Raw genomic sequence first — 18,587 nt, 5'->3', positions numbered from 1 at the left:
CATGGAACGAAAACCCACTCTGGTTGTGGCCCTGGGCGGCAACGCCCTGCTCAGGCGCGGCGAACCGTTAGAGGCCGACATCCAGCGTCAGAACATTGAGCTTGCCGCCCGTACCATCGCCGGGCTGACGGCACAGTGGCGCGTGGTGCTGGTGCACGGCAACGGGCCGCAGGTCGGGCTGCTGGCGCTGCAGAACAGCGCCTACGACAAAGTTGCCCCTTATCCACTGGACGTTCTCGGCGCGGAAAGCCAGGGGATGATCGGCTACATGCTCCAGCAGGCGCTGAAAAACAGCCTGCCCCAGCGCGAGGTGAGCGTCCTGCTCACTCAGGTGGAGGTGGACGCCGCCGACCCGGCCTTCAGCAACCCGACCAAGTACATCGGCCCGGTCTACAGCGAAGCGCAGGCAAAAACGCTGGCCGCGGAGAAAGGCTGGGTGTTCAGGGCCGACGGCGGCTATTTCCGCCGCGTGGTGCCCTCTCCGCAGCCGAAGCGCATCGTTGAGCGCGACGCCATCTCGGCGCTTATCCAGCGCGACCACCTGGTGATCTGCAACGGCGGCGGCGGCGTGCCGGTGGTGGAAAACGCTAACGGCTATCGCGGGATTGAGGCAGTGATCGACAAAGACCTCTCCGCCGCCCTGCTGGCGCGCCAGATCGAGGCCGATGCCCTGCTGATCCTCACCGATGCCGACGCGGTGTACCTCGACTGGGGCAAACCGACCCAACGCCCGCTGGCGCAGGTGACGCCGGAACTGCTCAGAGGCATGCAGTTCGACGCCGGATCGATGGGGCCAAAGGTGGCCGCCTGTCGCGAGTTCGTTGAAGCCTGCAACGGGATTGCCGGCATTGGCGCGCTGGTCGACGGCGCGGAGATCCTGGCGGGCGAGAAAGGCACGTTGATTCGTAACTGAGCACACATTTTAAAAGGGATTAACCCATGACCATCAACCTGAAAAACCGCAACTTCCTCAAACTGCTGGACTACACCCCGGCAGAGATCCAGTACCTGATCGACCTCGCCATTGAGCTGAAGGCCGCCAAAAAAGCCGGGCGCGAGAAGCAAACTCTGATCGGGAAAAACATCGCCCTGATCTTTGAAAAAACCTCCACCCGCACCCGCTGCGCCTTTGAAGTGGGCGCGTTCGACCAGGGCGCGCAGGTCACCTACCTCGGCCCAAGCGGCTCGCAGATCGGCCATAAAGAGTCGATGAAAGACACCGCCCGCGTATTAGGCCGCATGTATGACGGCATCGAATACCGCGGCTATGGGCAGGCCATCGTCGAGGAGCTGGGCGAGTACGCGGGCGTGCCGGTGTGGAACGGCCTGACCGACGAATTCCACCCAACGCAAATCCTCGCCGACCTGATGACCATGCTGGAGCACGCGCCGGGTAAAACCCTGCCGGAGCTGAGCTTTGCCTATCTCGGCGACGCGCGAAACAACATGGGCAACTCGCTGATGGTCGGCGCGGCCAAAATGGGGATGGATATCCGCCTCGTCGCGCCGAAATCCTTCTGGCCGGAAGCGGGTCTGGTTGAGCAGTGCCGCGCCATCGCTAAAGAGACGGGCGCGCGCATCACCCTCACCGACGACGTGGAAGAGGGCGTGAAGGGAGCGGATTTCCTCTACACCGACGTGTGGGTCTCCATGGGCGAGCCGAAGGAGGCCTGGGCCGAGCGCGTCAGCCTGATGAAGCCGTATCAAATCAACGCGCACGTCATGAAAGCCACCGGCAACCCGAACGTCAAGTTTATGCACTGCCTGCCGGCGTTCCACAACGAGCACACCAAAGTGGGCCGTGAAATCGAGATGGCCTACGGCCTGAAGGGGCTGGAGGTGACGGAAGAGGTCTTTGAATCACCGAACTCCATCGTCTTCGACGAAGCTGAGAACCGCATGCACACCATTAAAGCGGTCATGGTGGCGACACTCGGCGACTAATCACCGCCCGGCGCGCCGCGGGGTGCGCCGGGTTTAAGGAGAACATCATGGGCAAGTTCAAGTTTCCCTCCGCTTACACCATTCTCTTCTTTCTGATTGCCGTCGTCGCCGCGCTGAGCTGGATCATCCCGGCCGGTCAGTACCAGATGGCAATGAACGAGGCATTAGGCAAAGAAGTGCCGGTTGCCGGCACCTACGCGCACGTGGCGGCGCATCCGCAGGGTCTCGTTTCCGTCCTGATGGCGCCCATCGCCGGGCTATACGATCCGGTTTCCGGCCAGGCCGGGGCGATCGACGTGGCGCTGTTTATTCTGATCATCGGGGGATTTCTCGGGATCGTCACCAAAACCGGGGCGATTGACGCCGGGATCGAGCGCGTCACCACCCGGCTGCGCGGACGCGAAGAGTGGATGATCCCGATCCTGATGGCGCTGTTTGCCGCAGGCGGCACGATTTACGGCATGGCCGAGGAGTCGCTGCCCTTCTATACCCTCTTGGTGCCGGTAATGCTGGCCGCCCGGTTCGACCCGGTTGTCGCCGCTTCCACCGTGCTGCTCGGCGCGGGGATCGGCACGCTCGGCTCCACCATTAACCCGTTTGCCACGGTGATCGCTGCCAACGCCGCCGGGATCCCCTTCACCAACGGCATCATGTTGCGCATCGCGCTGCTGGTGATTGGCTGGGTCATCTGCGTGGCGTGGGTGATGCGTTACGCCCGTAAGGTGCGTCAGGACCCGTCGCTGTCGATCGTCGCCGACAAGCAGGAGGAGAACCGCGCCCATTTCCTCGGCAACAAAGGGGAGCAGTCTCTGGAATTTACCCCGGTGCGCAAAATCATCCTCGTGATTTTTGCCCTCGCCTTCGCGGTGATGATTTACGGCGTGGCGGTGCTGGGCTGGTGGATGGCGGAGATCTCGGCGGTGTTTCTCGCCAGCGCCATCATCGTGGGGCTTATCGCCCGCATGAGCGAAGAGGAGCTGACCTCGACGTTTATCAACGGCGCACGAGATTTGCTGGGCGTCGCGCTGATTATCGGCATTGCGCGCGGTATCGTAGTCATCATGGATAAGGGCATGATTACCCACACCATTTTGCACAGCGCGGAAGGGCTGGTCAGCGGGTTATCCACGGTGGCGTTTATCAACGTGATGTACTGGCTGGAGGTCGTGCTGTCATTTCTTGTGCCTTCTTCATCCGGCCTGGCCGTTCTGACGATGCCGATCATGGCACCGCTGGCCGATTTCGCTAACGTCAACCGCGACCTGGTGGTGACGGCTTACCAGTCTGCCTCCGGCATCGTTAACCTCATCACGCCAACCTCAGCCGTGGTGATGGGTGGTCTGGCTATCGCCCGGGTGCCTTACGTGCGTTATCTGAAATGGGTGGCGCCGCTGCTGGCGATCCTGACGGTGGTGATTATGGTGGCGTTAAGCCTGGGGGCGGTGTTGTGATGTGTTGACGTTGTAGGCCCGGTAAGCGTAGCGCCACCGGGCGTTTTGTTTCAGCCACTTACATGGGAAATAGTTATGACGGAATATGGTGATTACTCTCCAAAAGAACAACTCCAGTTGACGGTCTGTCAGCGCCTGATTGCAGAAAAGAGCTATATCTCCCAGGAAGAGATCCGCCGCGACCTGCAGGAGAGAGGGTTTGACAGCATCAGCCAGTCGACCGTTTCGCGTCTGCTGAAGTTGCTCGGAGTCATAAAAATTCGAAATGCTAAAGGGCTAAAGATTTATTCGTTGAATCCTCAACTGCGCCCTGCTCCCGACGCCGCACGCACCGTTTCGGAAATGGTGGTGAGCGTCGAGCATAATAGCGAATTTATCCTTGTGCACACCGTGGCCGGATATGGCCGCGCGGTGGCGCGCATTCTGGATTATCACCAGCTTCCGGAGATTTTAGGCGTGGTGGCCGGCAGCAGTATCGTCTGGGTCGCCCCCCGGGTGGTGAAGCGCACCGCGCTGGTGCATAAGCAAATTAATTATTTACTCAGAACGAATTAATATTCACAAAGAACCGTTTGCATTGAGTAAAGCGTGCATTAAATCGCTTGATCCGCAAAGCGAGCTGCGTATAATGCCCGACAATTTGCCGGGAGGAAGCATGGTCAAGCGTGTACGACACAACGTCTTACCGCGTCTGAAATCAGACGCTGGCCTGCCGTTTTTCTTCCCGTTGCTCAATCTATTCCCAGAGCCCCTCATTTGAGGGGCTTTTTTTTGCCCGGCGTCAGGAGATAAACATGAATCCGCTTTATCAAAAACACATCATTTCCATAAACGACCTCAGCCGCGAAGAGCTGGAACTGGTTCTGGAAACCGCGGCAAAACTGAAGGCTAATCCGCAACCGGAGCTGCTGAAGCACAAGGTGATTGCAAGCTGCTTCTTTGAAGCCTCCACCCGCACCCGCCTCTCCTTTGAAACCTCGATGCACCGCCTGGGCGCGAGCGTGGTGGGCTTCTCGGACAGCAGCAACACGTCGCTGGGTAAGAAAGGCGAAACTCTGGCGGATACCATTTCAGTGATCAGCACCTATGTGGACGCGATCGTGATGCGTCACCCGCAGGAGGGCGCGGCGCGCCTGGCAACCGAGTTTTCCGGCGGCATTCCGGTACTGAACGCCGGTGACGGTGCCAACCAGCACCCGACGCAGACCCTGCTGGATCTGTTCACCATTCAGGAAACTCAGGGCACGCTTGAGAACCTGAACATCGCCATGGTCGGCGACCTGAAATATGGCCGTACTGTCCACTCCCTGACCCAGGCGCTGGCGAAATTTAACGGTAACCGCTTCTTCTTCATCGCCCCGGACGCGCTGGCCATGCCGCAGTACATCCTCGATATGCTGGACGAAAAAGGCATTCAGTGGAGCCTGCATGCGAGCATCGAAGAGGTGATGAGCCACGTGGATATTCTGTACATGACCCGCGTGCAGAAAGAGCGTCTGGACCCGTCCGAATATGCCAACGTGAAGGCGCAGTTTGTGCTGCGCGCCAGCGACCTTGAGGGGGCGCGCGACAACATGAAGGTCCTGCACCCGCTGCCGCGCATCGATGAGATCACCACAGATGTGGATAAAACGCCGCACGCCTGGTACTTCCAGCAGGCCGGGAACGGCATCTTCGCCCGCCAGGCGTTACTGGCACTGGTTCTGAATCGCGAATTAGCTCTGTAAGGGGAGACGACCATGACACACGATAACAAACTCCAGGTTGAAGCCATCAAGCGTGGCACCGTGATTGACCACATCCCTGCGCAGGTGGGCTTTAAGCTGCTGACGCTGTTCAAACTGACCGAAACCGACCAGCGCATCACCATCGGCCTGAACCTGCCGTCGGGCGAGATGGGCCGCAAAGATCTGATCAAGATTGAGAATACCTTCCTGACCGACGAGCAGGTCAACCAGCTGTCGCTGTACGCGCCGGAGGCCACCGTCAACCGCATCGACGAGTATGAAGTGGTCGGCAAATCCCGTCCGAGCCTGCCGGAACGCATTGAGAGCGTGCTGGTCTGCCCGAACAGCAACTGCATCAGCCACGCTGAGCCGGTGTCCTCCAGCTTTGCAGTGAAAAAACGCGCCGATGACATCGCGCTCAAATGCAAATACTGCGAAAAAGAGTTTTCTCATTATGTGGTGCTGGCCAACTAATTGAGGTTGGTAATGAAATCCCGGCTGTTATAATGGCCGGGAACATTCTTAACGCTGTCATTCTGGAGAAAACATGAGCAAAGTACTCGCGACGGAAAATGCACCCGCGGCTATCGGCCCCTACGTTCAGGGCGTTGATCTGGGCAGCATGATCATCACTTCAGGTCAGATCCCGGTGAACCCGAAAACCGGCGCGGTGCCGGAAGACGTAGCGGCACAGGCGCGTCAGTCGCTGGAAAACGTGCAGGCTATCGTGGAATCTGCAGGCCTGAAAGTGGGCGATATTGTGAAAACCACCGTTTTCGTGAAAGATCTGAACGATTTCGCGACCGTTAACGCCACTTACGAAGCCTTCTTCACCGAGCACAACGCCACCTTCCCGGCGCGCTCCTGCGTGGAAGTGGCCCGTCTGCCAAAAGACGTGAAGATTGAAATCGAAGCGATTGCGGTACGTCGCTAATTCGCTTTGGCGATGAAAAAAGGCAGCCCAGGCTGCCTTTTTTTATGGCCCGCTACTGATTCCGCGTGGCGCGAAGCAGCGTCTCCAGCGGATAGACCGCCGCAATCACCACCTCGTCCTGCACCTTCGCCGCGTTATCCAGCTCGCCCTGAATCGAGGCTATTTCTTTATCGTCCAGCGTGCCCTGCCGCGCCACCAGGTCGGTGAGCCGCAGGCCAATCGACGCAAGCTTGTCGACCTCCTGAATCACCGGTTTGATCGCCTTCAGCTGATAGCTGTTTTCGCTTAACGCCAGCGCATCGCTGGTGTTGCTCTGCCAGCGGTTGAACACATGACGCAGCGCCTCGGCGCTTTCCGTGTCTTCCGCATCGCTCACCAGTCGATCGGCCCATTTGTTCATCTGCCGCACGGTGGCGCTCTCGGCGTTCAGCGCATCCGCGAAGCGGTTGAGCGGTTCAAACTGATGGTAGTTTCCGGCCTGGAACTTCAGGTGCTGGCGGGTGTAGTACTGCGCGGGTTCAACGGCCTGGGCGAGGATTTGCAGCGGCAGGGTGTCGGCATTACCGGCGAGGCGCGTGAACTGCACCTGCTGCTGGGTGTGCTGTTGTAGCCCGACCGACACCGTCGACCAGCTGTCCATCGCCTGCAGGCGGGTGTACATGTTGTCGACGTCGTTGACATCCTGCGCGGACCACAGACGCTCCGCGACCGCAAACGTACGCGGCCACAGGCGGATATCGAGCACCGGCGCCACCACGTTTTCCGCCCACAGCGCGGCTTCACCGCCGAGCAGGTTAACCTGATGCGCGGCGTCCGGCACCACCGGCGGCGTCCCTTCAGGGACCTCGTCCAGACGCGTGCCGCTAATCGGATAGCGGACGTTCCCCACCAGGAAGTAGCCGGTGAGCTTATCGTTATCCACCGATACCACCGGACGGGTTTCCCCCATCCAGGTGTCGACGGTAAAGGTCACCTGGTTGTCATCGCGCCAGGCAATGTCCTGTACCGCGCGGCGGGATTTGCCGGCAAAATCAATAAACCCGCGCCAGCCTGATTCCCCTTTCACCAGCGTGAAGCTTCCCTCCACCGGCTTCCCCTTCAGGCGCGGCATAGAGAAGGCCCAGCTCTGGGCGCTGTCGGTGTCTGCTATGACATCCACGCCGTTTAAGCCCTGCGGGACGATCTCGTTGCGGTAGTGGTAGGCGGTGGACTGCGGCTGATCGAGATAGAAGCCCGTAGAGAGGATCCCTTTATAGCCGTTCTGCGCCACCTGCCCCAGCGCATCCTGCCCCTGCCAGGACTGGATCAGAATGCTTTTCGGCAGATCGGGATGGTAGATCTCGTCCCAGCCGACCATCTGCCGGTGATGCTTTTCAAGGATCGTTTCCAGCCTGCGGTTGAAGTAAGCCTGCAACGCGTGGCTGTCAGCAAGCTTCTTATCGCGCATAAACTGCTGAATGGCCGGGTTCGCTTTCCACTGGCTGTCGTCCACCTCGTCACCGCCGATATGCAGATACGGATCGGGGAAGATCGCCGCCAGTTCGCTGACCATCGCCTCAGCAAAGGTGTACGTGGCGTCTTTGGTCGGGTCCAGCACCGGTTTGAGCACGCCCCAGTGGCGCTCCATCTGATACGGCCCCGGCGCGCTCATCAGCTCCGGGTAGGCCACGGCGATGGCCGAGGCGTGGCCCGGCATGTCGATTTCCGGCACCACGCGGATGCCGCGCTCGGTAGCGTAACGCACGACCTCACGCATCTCTTCCGGAGTGTAGTACAGGCCATCGCTGGCAAGCCGGGTCAGTTTGGGATAGCGCGTCGAGCTGAAGCGCCAGCCCTGATCGTCGGTGAGATGCCAGTGCAGCACGTTTAGCTTGGCCGCGGCCATGCCGTCAATCTGGCGCTTGATATCCGGCAGCGGGATAAAGTGGCGCGCCGAGTCCAGCAGCAGCCCGCGCCACGGGAAGCGCGGGGAATCCTCAATCGACACCCACGGCAGGGAGGTGTTTTCCGCGCCGTTTTGTATCAGCTGGAGCAGGGTTTCCATGGCGCGCAGCGCGCCGAAGCGGGTGTTGGCGGAGATATCCACCCCGTTGGCATCCACCGTGAGCTTATAGCTTTCGTCGCTGTCCGGCAGCGGCTGCGGCTTCACTTTTTTGGCAATAGCAATGCGGATGGTCGGTTTTTCCGGCTTATCAGCCTGCGGCTGCAGCGTCCAGCCGGTTTGCAGGGCGATACGCTGACGCAGACGGTTCACCGCATCACCGAGATCGTCCCCGCTGACGCTTACGGAAACGTTGTTGCTCAGCACCAGTGCGCCCTGGGTGGTTGGGCGTTCGACCTTCGCAGGCCAGGGCATCAACGGGAGATCGCCTGCCGGGGCGGCAAACGCCGACGCGCCGAGCAACAGACCGGCGGTTAAGAGGCTGTACCGTAACATGAATGTTCCTTATCTGACGGGCCAAATAAAGGCAAAACATTCTGTTAACATGCGCTCAATTTGTCGTCAAGCGAATGCGCCGACGGAGATCACAGGTTGTTGAATTTGGGAGGAAAGCTAGTGCCGGGTGGCGGCTTCGCCTTACCCGGCCTACGTTCTGATCGTAGGCCCGGTAAGCGCAGCGCCACCGGGCTTGCCGTTACTGCCACCCATACCGACGCGCATAGAACCCTTTCACCATCTGCGTCAGCACCATATAACCGGCGAGGATCGCCACCAGCCACGGGAAATAACTCAGCGGCAACGCCTGCAGCTGCAGGTAACCTGCCAGCGGTGAGAACGGCAGTGCGATACCCAGCGCCATCACAATCCCCGTCATCACAATCAGCGGCCACGCGGCATGGCTCTGGAGGAACGGAATGCGGCGGGTGCGGATCATATGCACAATCAGCGTCTGCGACAGCAGTCCCACCACGAACCAGCCGGACTGGAACAGGGTCTGATGTTCCGGGGTGTTGGCGTGGAACACAAACCACATCAGGCAGAAGGTCAGGATGTCAAAGACGGAGCTGATGGGGCCAAAGAACAGCATAAAGCGACCCAGATCCGCCGGGTTCCAGCGCTGCGGTTTCTGGATCTGCTCGTCGTCGACGTTATCAAACGGGATCGCCACCTGAGAGACATCGTACATCAGGTTCTGGATCAGCAGATGCAGCGGCAGCATCGGCAGGAACGGCAGAAAGGCGCTCGCCACCAGCACGCTGAATACGTTACCGAAGTTGGAGCTGGCGGTCATCTTGATGTACTTGAGCATGTTGGCGAAGGTGCGACGGCCTTCAATGACGCCCTCTTCCAGCACCATCAGGCTCTTTTCCAGCAGGATGATATCCGCCGCTTCGCGGGCGATATCCACCGCCCCGTCAACGGAGATACCAATATCCGCCGCACGCAGCGCGGGCGCGTCGTTGATGCCGTCACCCATAAAGCCCACCACGTGCCCTTCGCGGCGCAGCAGGGTAACAATGCGCTCTTTGTGCATCGGTGTCAGACGGGCAAACAGCGTGGTGCGCCGGGCAAGCTGAGCCAGCTCGTCATCGGAGAGCGGTTCAATGTCGCTCCCCACCACCACATCACCCGCGTCCAGCCCCACTTCATGGCACACTTTGGCCGCCACCAGCTCGCTGTCGCCGGTGAGGATTTTCACGGTGATACCGCTCGCCTTCAGCGCTTTCAGCGCCGGGGCGGTGGTCTCTTTCGGCGGATCGAGGAAGGCGATGTAACCCTCGAGGATCAGATCGGATTCGTCGATTCGCTGATAGTCCCCCTCGCGCGCGGGCAGGAATTTGCTCGCCACCGCCACCACCCGCAGCCCCTGTCGGTTCAGGTTATCGGTGACGCGCCTGATGCGGCGCAGCATGGTGTCATCCAGCGGCACGATGTCGCCGTTATAGCGCACCTGCGTCGACACGTTCAGGATCTCCTGCAGCGCCCCTTTGCAGATCAGCTGATGGACATCTGCCTGCTCGCTCACCACCACCGACATCCGGCGGCGCTCGAAATCGAACGGGATCTCATCCACCTTCTGCCAGCGCCCGGAGAGCGTGCGGGCAGCCTCCTCGTCCACCCCTTCCAGCACCGCCACGTCGAGCAGGTTTTTCAGCCCGGTCTGGTAGTGGCTATTCAGCCAGGCGCTGTGCAGCACGCGCTCGCTGGTTTTGCCGGAAATATCGGTGTGGTTCTCCAGCACGATTTTGTCCTGCGTCAGGGTGCCGGTTTTATCGGTGCAGAGAATGTCCATCGCGCCAAAGTTCTGAATGGCGTCGAGGTGTTTGACGATCACTTTCTGTTTAGAGAGCTTCACCGCCCCGCGCGCCAGCGTGGAGGTGACGATCATCGGCAGCATTTCCGGGGTTAAGCCGACGGCCACGGAGAGCGCAAACAGCGCCGCTTCCCACCAGTCGCCTTTGGTGTAGCCGTTGATCAGCAGCACGATCGGCGTCATCACCATCATAAAGCGGATCAGCAGCATGCTGACGCGGCCAATTCCTTTCTGGAAAGCATTCGGTTCGCTCTCCTGCTCGCTGACGCGCCCGGCAAGCTGACCAAACCAGGTGTTGCCTCCGGTGGCGGTGACGATCGCCTGCGCCGTACCGCTGACCACCGTGGTGCCCATAAAGCACAGGGTGTCGCACTCAAGCGGGTTCATCTGCTGCGGGTCGCGGCTGCGCGCCACCTTTTCAACGGGCAGGGACTCCCCGGTCAGGGAGGCCTGCGCCACGAACAGATCCCGTGCCTGAATGATACGTAAATCCGCCGGGATCATATCCCCCGCGGCCAGCTTCACCAGATCGCCCGGCACCAGCTGGTCAATGGGCAGTTCAACCCAGGCGTTTTCACCGAGATCGTTGATCACGCGCGAGACGGTTGCGGTGTTGCTGACCATCGCCTTCAGGGCGTCCGCCGCTTTGGTGGAGCGGGCTTCCTGTATAAAGTTCAGCAGCGTGGAGATCCCCACCATCAGGGCGATCACGCCTGCGGCAAACAGATCTTCAGTGGCGTAAGAGATCGCGCCAAGTACCGTCAGCAGTAAATTAAACGGGTTGCGGTAGCAGAGCCACAGATGCACCCACCACGGAGACGGCTTTTGCGCCGGGATCTGATTATCACCGTGCACGGCGCGGATTTTTTCCACTTCTGCCGCGTTCAGCCCTTCCGGATGCCCACCAAACGCGCGCCAGACTTCGTTTTCATCCATCGCCGCCACGTTCAGGCAGCGTTCGGTCAGGGACGCGGGGATCGCGGCGCCCGCCATGTTTTTGGCCGTGGGCAGCGGGTCGCGCTGAACAAGACGGTGTGGCAGGTGGCGGCTCAGCAGGGCCTGCAGCTGCCGGGTGATATTTTTAAACATAGTCATTCCTCCGCATCCGCAAGCGCGGACGCAGCTTTTCCTTCAGGCGTGGCAAAGCCGTACCTGAGCGGCACTCAATTTTTCAAGCAGGAACGTGTATGACGCTGCTGCCTCACATCACCGGTGAGTCAGCATCAGGCTGGCTTACCGGAAAGAACGTCTTCTCCCGTTCAGGAGAGGTGTGGGATCGGGATCCATAAAGCCTCCGGTAAGTAAAAATAAGGGGTACGCCGCGCAGTATAAGGATTTAACCGTACCCTAAGCGACGCTTCGGGCGGTATTATACCCCCCCTCAAATAAACCGAACGTAAACCAGACTTTGCCCATAGCGAATTGGCGCTATAGCATTAGGCTCATTTGACACCGTTATCGTTGTTACAGGGAATACAGCATGCAGAACCGCCTTACGATTAAAGACATCGCGCGTTTAAGCGGCGTGGGAAAATCCACCGTGTCGCGCGTGCTGAACAACGAAAGTGGGGTCAGCGAACGCACCCGCGAACGCGTTGAGGCGGTCATGAACCAGCACGGCTTTTCCCCTTCCCGCTCCGCGCGCGCCATGCGCGGACAGAGTGACAAAGTGGTGGCGATCATTGTCTCGCGTCTGGATTCGCTCTCTGAAAACCTCGCCGTGCAGACTATGCTGCCCGCCTTCTATGAGCAGGGCTATGACCCGATCATGATGGAGAGCCAGTTCTCTGTGCAGCTGGTTGAAGAGCACCTGGGTATGCTTCAGCGGCGCAACATTGACGGCGTGGTGCTGTTTGGCTTTACCGGCATCAAAGAGGAGATGCTGAAACCCTGGCAGCCGTCGCTGGTGCTGCTGGCGCGCGATGCCCACGGTTTTGCGTCTGTCTGCTATGACGACGAAGGGGCGATTATTACCCTGATGCAGCGCCTGTATGACAAAGGCCATCGCCACATCAGCTACCTCGGCGTTCCCCATGCGGACGTCACCACCGGCAAGCGTCGTCATGAAGCCTACCTGGCCTTTTGCAAAAAACACAATCTCTCCGCCGTGGCCTCCCTGCCGGGGCTCGGCATGAAGCAAGGCTACGAGCAGGTCGCCAGCGTCCTGACGCCGCAAACCACCGCGCTGGTGTGCGCCACGGATACCCTGGCGCTGGGTGCGAGCAAGTATTTACAGGAACAACGCATCGATAACCTGCAGGTGGCGAGCGTGGGCAGCACACCGCTGATGAAGTTTTTACACCCGGAAATTATCACCGTCGATCCGGGTTACGCCGAGTCCGGCAGGCAGGCTGCCGCACAGCTGATCGAGCAGATCAACGGACGCGCTGAGCCGCGTCAGATTGTTATTCCCGCCCACCTTTCATAACCCACATAAATCGGTTTATTGTGATCTTCGCCCGATTTCGGGAACGTTCCCATTTTCGCCGTCACGCTGAAGGAGTAGGCTTGCGCTCAGGTCATTACACCCCTCCCATCTGTCATGAGGTTTCATGATGAGTAAAGTCAAACAAGCAGATATTGATCAGTTGATCGTCCTGGTCGGCGGCCGCGAAAATATCGCCACCGTCAGCCATTGCATTACCCGCCTGCGCTTCGTGCTGAACGACCCGGCTAAAGCCAACCCGAAAGCCATTGAAGAGCTCTCGATGGTGAAAGGCTGCTTTACCAACGCCGGGCAGTTCCAGGTGGTTATCGGTACCGAAGTGGGCGATTACTATCAGGCTCTGCTGGCGACGACGGGGCACTCCTCCGCCGATAAAGAGCAGGCCAAGAAAGCCGCACGTCAGAATATGAAATGGCACGAGCAGCTGATCTCCCACTTCGCGGAGATCTTCTTCCCGCTGCTGCCGGCGCTGATCAGCGGGGGCTTAATTTTAGGTTTCCGTAACGTTATCGGTGATGTGCCGATGAGCGACGGCAAAACCCTGGCGCAGATCTATCCGGCGCTGAAAACCGTATACGACTTCCTGTGGCTGATTGGCGAAGCGATCTTCTTCTATCTGCCGGTGGGAATTTGCTGGTCCGCGGTGCGCAAGATGGGCGGTACCCCGATTCTGGGTATCGTGCTGGGCGTCACGCTGGTCTCTCCGCAGTTAATGAACGCTTACTTACTTGGTCAGCAGGTCCCGGAAGTGTGGAACTTTGGCCTGTTTACCATCGCCAAAGTGGGCTATCAGGCTCAGGTCATTCCGGCCCTGCTGGCTGGTCTGGCACTGGGCTTTATTGAAACGCGTCTGAAGCGCATCGTGCCGGATTATCTCTATCTGGTGGTGGTGCCGGTCTGCTCGCTGATTCTGGCCGTGTTCCTGGCGCACGCCTTTATCGGTCCGTTTGGCCGCATGATTGGCGACGGCGTGGCCTTCGCGGTCCGTCATCTGATGACCGGCAGCTTTGCGCCGATTGGTGCCGCGCTGTTTGGCTTCCTGTACGCCCCGCTGGTGATCACCGGCGTACACCAGACCACGCTGGCCATTGATATGCAGATGATCCAGAGCCTTGGCGGAACGCCGGTCTGGCCGATCATCGCCCTGTCTAACATCGCGCAGGCATCGGCGGTCACGGGCATTATCCTTGTCAGCCGTAAGCATAACGAGCGTGAGATCTCCGTTCCGGCCGCCATCTCCGCTTACCTCGGCGTCACCGAACCGGCCATGTACGGCATCAACCTGAAATACCGCTTCCCGATGCTCTGCGCGATGATCGGTTCCGGTCTGGCAGGCCTGGTGTGTGGTCTGAACGGCGTGATGGCGAACGGGATCGGCGTCGGGGGTCTGCCGGGCATCCTCTCTATCCAGCCCGCTTACTGGCAGGTGTTTGCTCTGGCGATGGCCATTGCGATCATCGTCCCCATGGCGCTCACCACCGTGGTTTATCAGCGTAAGTTCCGTCAGGGCGCGCTGCAGATTGTTTAACATTATCTTTCGGGGCGCAGTTGCGCCCCTTCGCATTTGCAGGAACGCATTATGAATACCCTTCCTCACTGGTGGCAGAACGGCGTCATCTATCAGATCTACCCAAAGAGTTTTCAGGACACCACCGGCAGCGGCACCGGTGATTTACGCGGCGTGACGCAGCGGCTGGACTACCTGAAAACCCTCGGCATCGATGCCATCTGGCTGACGCCGTTCTATATCTCCCCGCAGGTGGATAACGGCTACGACGTGGCGAATTACACGGCCATCGACCCGGCCTACGGCACGCTGGATGATTTTGACGCGCTGGTTGCCGGTGCGCACGCGCGCGGCATTCGCATCGTGCTGGATATGGTGTTTAACCACACCTCCACGCAGCACGCCTGGTTCCGGGAATCGCTGAACAAAGCCAGTCCGTACCGCCAGTTTTACATCTGGCGCGACGGCACGCCGGAGCAGCTTCCTAACAACTGGCGCTCCAAGTTCGGCGGCAACGCCTGGCGCTGGCACGCCGAGAGCGAGCAGTATTACCTGCACCTGTTCGCCCCTGAGCAGGCAGATCTCAACTGGGAGAACCCGGACGTGCGCGCCGAGCTGAAAAAAGTGTGCGAGTTCTGGGCCGACAGGGGCGTGGATGGCCTGCGTCTCGACGTCATTAACCTGATTTCGAAAGATCAGGATTTCCCGAATGACGAAACCGGTGACGGCCGCCGTTTCTATACAGACGGGCCGCGCATCCACGAGTATCTGCAGGAGATGAGCCGCGACGTCTTCACCCCACGTAATTTGATGACGGTGGGCGAGATGTCCTCGACCTCGCTGGAGAACTGCCAGCAGTATGCTTCTCTCGATGGCCGCGAGCTGTCGATGACCTTTAACTTCCACCACCTCAAGGTCGATTATCCCGGCGGCGAAAAATGGACGAAGGCGAAGCCGGACTTCGTCGCGCTGAAAACCCTCTTCCGTCACTGGCAGCAGGGCATGCACAACAAAGCCTGGAATGCGCTGTTCTGGTGTAACCACGACCAGCCGCGCATTGTGTCGCGCTTCGGTGACGAAGGAGAATACCGCGTTCACGCCGCGAAGATGCTCGGCATGGTGCTGCACGGCATGCAGGGCACCCCGTATATCTACCAGGGTGAAGAGCTCGGTATGACCAACCCGCATTTCAGCCGCATCACCGATTATCGCGACGTGGAAAGTCTGAATATGTTCGCCGAACTGCGGGCCAACGGTCGCGATCCGGACGAATTACTGGCGATCCTGGCGAGTAAGTCCCGCGACAACGGCCGCACGCCGATGCAGTGGGATGCCTCGCACAACGCGGGGTTTAGCGAGGGCGAGCCGTGGATTGGCGTCTGCGATAACTACGAAACCGTCAACGTCCGCGCGGCGCTGGATGACCCGGACTCGGTGTTTTACACCTACCAGTCTCTCATCAGCCTGCGCAAAACCCTGCCGGTGCTGACGTGGGGGGATTATGAGGATCTGCTGCCGGAGCACCCATCCCTGTGGTGCTATCGCCGCCAGTGGCAGGGGCAGACGCTGATGGTAGTGGCGAACCTGAGCGATAAACCTCATGAATGGACGACTGACCTCCTGAGCGGCGCGTGGCAAACGGTGATAAGCAACTACCCGTCGCCGCAGAAAACGACGCTGCGTCCGTTTGAGGCCGTCTGGTGGCTACAGGCGTAATACCTTCACCGGGCGCATCCGTTGCGCCCGGTGTACTTTACTGTTTTTGTTGAATAATTAATCAGATTTTTCCTTTCCGCATTTACAATCGCTACAGCGCCCGCCGTTTGTACTCTCGTCTTTTTACTTTGTTCTGAATCAAATAAATCGCAAACATGTTTGATGCAAATCACTATATGTAGCACTTAAAATGCACGCCGACCCAACATCTTGTATTAATCGTCTACTATTCCAACAACAAGACGGCGACTCCGCTCTCCGGAATTGTGGATAACAAGGGTCAGAAACGAGGGAAGTGACTGGCCGGTCTCAGGATCTGTCCGGTGAATACTTCTCCGCCTCTGTGGATAACCTGTTTTTAAAAAATGGAGTGATCATGACACCGCATGTGATGAAACGTGATGGCTGTAAAGTGCCGTTTAAATCAGAGCGCATTCAGGAAGCCATTCTGCGTGCAGCTAAAGCAGCGGGAGTCGATGACGCAGATTACTGCGCCACCGTCGCAGACGTCGTTAGCCGCCAGATGAATGAACGCAGCCAGGTCGATATTAACGAGATCCAGACCGCGGTTGAGAACCAGCTGATGGCGGGGCCCTACAAACAGCTGGCGCGTGCTTACATTGAGTACCGCCACGATCGTGACGTACAGCGTGAGAAGCGCGGCCGCCTGAACCAGGAGATCCGTGGCCTGGTGGAGCAGACCAACTCCGCCCTGCTCAATGAAAACGCCAACAAAGACAGCAAGGTTATCCCTACCCAGCGCGATCTGCTGGCCGGTATCGTGGCGAAACACTATGCCCGTCAGCATCTGCTGCCGCGCGACGTGGTGTCGGCGCACGAGCGCGGTGAGATCCACTACCACGATCTCGACTACTCGCCCTTCTTCCCGATGTTCAACTGCATGCTGATCGACCTGAAAGGCATGCTGACCCACGGCTTTAAAATGGGTAATGCCGAGATTGAGCCGCCGAAGTCGATCTCCACGGCGACGGCTGTTACCGCCCAGATCATCGCGCAGGTCGCGAGCCATATTTACGGTGGGACCACCATTAATCGTATCGACGAAGTGCTGGCCCCGTTCGTGACGGCAAGCTTCAATAAACACCGTAAAACGGCCGAAGAGTGGCAAATCCCGGACGCCGACGGCTACGCGCACTCCCGTACCGAGAAAGAGTGCTATGACGCGTTCCAGTCTCTCGAGTATGAAGTGAATACCCTGCACACCGCCAACGGCCAGACGCCGTTTGTGACCTTCGGTTTTGGTCTGGGCACCAGTTGGGAATCGCGTCTTATCCAGCAGTCCATCCTGCGCAACCGTATCTCCGGGCTCGGTAAAAACCGCAAAACCGCCGTGTTCCCGAAACTGGTGTTCGCCATCCGCGACGGCCTGAACCACAAATCTGGCGATCCGAACTACGACATCAAACAGCTGGCGCTGGAGTGCGCGAGCAAGCGTATGTACCCGGACATTCTGAACTACGACCAGGTGGTGAAGGTCACCGGTTCATTTAAAACGCCGATGGGCTGCCGCAGCTTCCTCGGCGTGTACGAAGACGAAAACGGTGAGCAGATCCACGACGGGCGCAACAACCTGGGCGTTATCAGTCTGAACCTGCCGCGCATCGCGCTGGAAGCGAAAGGTAACGAAGACGCCTTCTGGACGCTGCTGGACGAGCGTCTGCAGCTGGCGCGTAAAGCGCTGATGACCCGCATTGCGCGTCTCGAAGGGGTCAAAGCCCGTGTCGCCCCTATTCTCTATATGGAAGGGGCCTGCGGCGTGCGTCTGAAAGCGGACGATGACGTGTCTGAGATCTTCAAAAACGGTCGCGCGTCAATTTCGCTGGGCTATATCGGCATCCACGAGACCATCAACGCGCTGTTTGGCGATACGCATATGTACGACAGCGCCGCGCTGCGTGAGAAAGGCATCGCTATCGTCCAGCGTCTGCGCGACGCGGTGGACCAGTGGAAAGAGGAGACCGGCTACGGCTTCAGCCTCTACAGCACGCCGAGCGAAAACCTGTGCGACCGCTTCTGCCGTCTGGACACCGCCGAGTTTGGCATTGTCGAAGGCGTGACCGACAAAGGGTACTACACCAACAGCTTCCACCTCGACGTGGAGAAAAAGGTGAACCCGTACGACAAGATCGACTTCGAAGCGGCGTATCCACCTATCGCCAGCGGCGGCTTCATTTGCTACGGCGAGTATCCGAACATTCAGCACAACCTGAAGGCGCTGGAAGACGTGTGGGATTATAGCTACCAGCACGTGCCGTATTACGGGACCAACACGCCGATAGACGAGTGCTACGAGTGCGGTTTTACCGGTGAGTTTGAATGTACGAGCAAAGGCTTTACCTGCCCGAAATGTGGTAATCACGATGCGGCTCGCGTCTCCGTGACCCGCCGCGTGTGCGGCTACCTCGGCAGCCCGGACGCGCGTCCATTTAACGCCGGTAAGCAGGAAGAGGTGAAGCGCCGCGTGAAGCATCTGGGGAATGGGCAGATCGGTTGAGTTCTTCGCCAGGTTCTCCCCCTCACCCTACCCCTCTCCCTCAAGGGAGAGGGAACCGATCGAGCACATTGCTAAGCCTGACGCCGGTTTT

14 protein-coding genes and 1 pseudogene are annotated in these 18,587 nt (G+C 59.1%); 12 read left to right on the top strand and 3 right to left on the bottom strand.

Translation table 11 applies throughout. The annotated features are described in order from the left end of the window. The first annotated feature begins 1 nt into the window (after position 1). The 4 genes from arcC (at position 2) to C1N69_RS02505 (ending at position 3,950) form a co-directional block, all read left to right on the top strand. Positions 2–913 carry a carbamate kinase gene (gene arcC, locus C1N69_RS02520; RefSeq protein WP_155030617.1) on the top strand — a complete coding sequence of 304 codons (912 nt, stop codon included), beginning with the start codon at positions 2–4 and terminating at the stop codon, positions 911–913. Positions 914–939: 26 nt separating this feature from the next. Next, entirely contained in the window at positions 940–1,944 is a 1,005-nt protein-coding gene (argF, locus tag C1N69_RS02515) for an ornithine carbamoyltransferase (protein WP_095441804.1), read from the top strand. 47 nt (positions 1,945–1,991) lie between these two features. Next, the gene (locus C1N69_RS02510; RefSeq protein WP_155030616.1) at positions 1,992–3,395 is read left to right on the top strand and encodes a YfcC family protein; all 1,404 of its coding nucleotides are present in this window, start codon (positions 1,992–1,994) and stop codon (positions 3,393–3,395) included. Between the two features lie 75 nt (positions 3,396–3,470). Then, positions 3,471–3,950 (top strand): arginine repressor, encoded by a 480-nt coding sequence (locus tag C1N69_RS02505; protein ID WP_025759899.1) that lies wholly within the window; start codon positions 3,471–3,473, stop codon positions 3,948–3,950. A 3-nt stretch (positions 3,951–3,953) separates the two neighbouring features. Here the strand turns inward: C1N69_RS02505 and C1N69_RS23120 are convergent. Further along, a pseudogene (locus C1N69_RS23120) lies at positions 3,954–4,071 on the bottom strand (hypothetical protein). On the opposite strand from C1N69_RS23120, the gene C1N69_RS02500 reads away from it, so the two are divergent. From C1N69_RS02500 to ridA, 4 genes are all read left to right on the top strand, one after another. Then, positions 4,051–4,155: a pyrBI operon leader peptide gene (locus tag C1N69_RS02500; protein ID WP_022646880.1), complete on the top strand. Its 105-nt coding sequence runs from the start codon at positions 4,051–4,053 to the stop codon at positions 4,153–4,155. The pseudogene C1N69_RS23120 and the gene C1N69_RS02500 sit on opposite strands and share 21 nt — an antisense overlap. A gap of 34 nt (positions 4,156–4,189) precedes the next feature. Further along, a complete protein-coding gene (pyrB, locus tag C1N69_RS02495) occupies positions 4,190–5,122 on the top strand; it encodes an aspartate carbamoyltransferase (protein WP_025759900.1) in 933 nt (310 codons plus the stop codon). 12 nt (positions 5,123–5,134) lie between these two features. Further along, on the top strand, positions 5,135–5,596 hold the full coding sequence (pyrI, locus tag C1N69_RS02490) for an aspartate carbamoyltransferase regulatory subunit (RefSeq protein ID WP_025759901.1): 462 nt from the start codon (positions 5,135–5,137) through the stop codon (positions 5,594–5,596). Between the two features lie 73 nt (positions 5,597–5,669). Beyond that, positions 5,670–6,056 carry a 2-iminobutanoate/2-iminopropanoate deaminase gene (gene ridA / locus C1N69_RS02485; protein ID WP_008501391.1) on the top strand — a complete coding sequence of 129 codons (387 nt, stop codon included), beginning with the start codon at positions 5,670–5,672 and terminating at the stop codon, positions 6,054–6,056. Positions 6,057–6,108: 52 nt separating this feature from the next. On the opposite strand, the gene C1N69_RS02480 is transcribed toward ridA, so the two are convergent. Both C1N69_RS02480 and mgtA read right to left on the bottom strand, forming a co-directional pair. Continuing rightward, entirely contained in the window at positions 6,109–8,493 is a 2,385-nt protein-coding gene (locus C1N69_RS02480; RefSeq protein ID WP_155030615.1) for a beta-N-acetylhexosaminidase, read from the bottom strand. A gap of 199 nt (positions 8,494–8,692) precedes the next feature. After that, the gene (gene mgtA, locus C1N69_RS02475; RefSeq protein WP_155030614.1) at positions 8,693–11,401 is read right to left on the bottom strand and encodes a magnesium-translocating P-type ATPase; all 2,709 of its coding nucleotides are present in this window, start codon (positions 11,399–11,401) and stop codon (positions 8,693–8,695) included. A 391-nt stretch (positions 11,402–11,792) separates the two neighbouring features. Between mgtA and treR the strand changes: the two genes are divergently transcribed. The 4 genes from treR to nrdD all read left to right on the top strand — a co-directional run bounded on the left by treR (position 11,793) and on the right by nrdD (position 18,496). Continuing rightward, a complete protein-coding gene (treR, locus tag C1N69_RS02470; RefSeq protein WP_025759097.1) occupies positions 11,793–12,740 on the top strand; it encodes a trehalose operon repressor TreR in 948 nt (315 codons plus the stop codon). A 127-nt stretch (positions 12,741–12,867) separates the two neighbouring features. Continuing rightward, positions 12,868–14,286: a PTS trehalose transporter subunit IIBC gene (treB, locus tag C1N69_RS02465; protein WP_025759096.1), complete on the top strand. Its 1,419-nt coding sequence runs from the start codon at positions 12,868–12,870 to the stop codon at positions 14,284–14,286. A gap of 51 nt (positions 14,287–14,337) precedes the next feature. Next, entirely contained in the window at positions 14,338–15,981 is a 1,644-nt protein-coding gene (gene treC / locus C1N69_RS02460) for an alpha,alpha-phosphotrehalase (protein WP_025759094.1), read from the top strand. Between the two features lie 376 nt (positions 15,982–16,357). Further along, a complete protein-coding gene (gene nrdD / locus C1N69_RS02455; protein ID WP_025759092.1) occupies positions 16,358–18,496 on the top strand; it encodes an anaerobic ribonucleoside-triphosphate reductase in 2,139 nt (712 codons plus the stop codon). Positions 18,497–18,587: the final 91 nt, after the last annotated feature.

The sequence above is a fragment of the Enterobacter sichuanensis genome, assembly GCF_009036245.1.
Classification (GTDB): Bacteria; Pseudomonadota; Gammaproteobacteria; order Enterobacterales; family Enterobacteriaceae; genus Enterobacter; species Enterobacter sichuanensis.
Note: the sequence above shows the minus strand (reverse complement) of the source record. Positions and strands in the feature narration are given on the sequence as shown.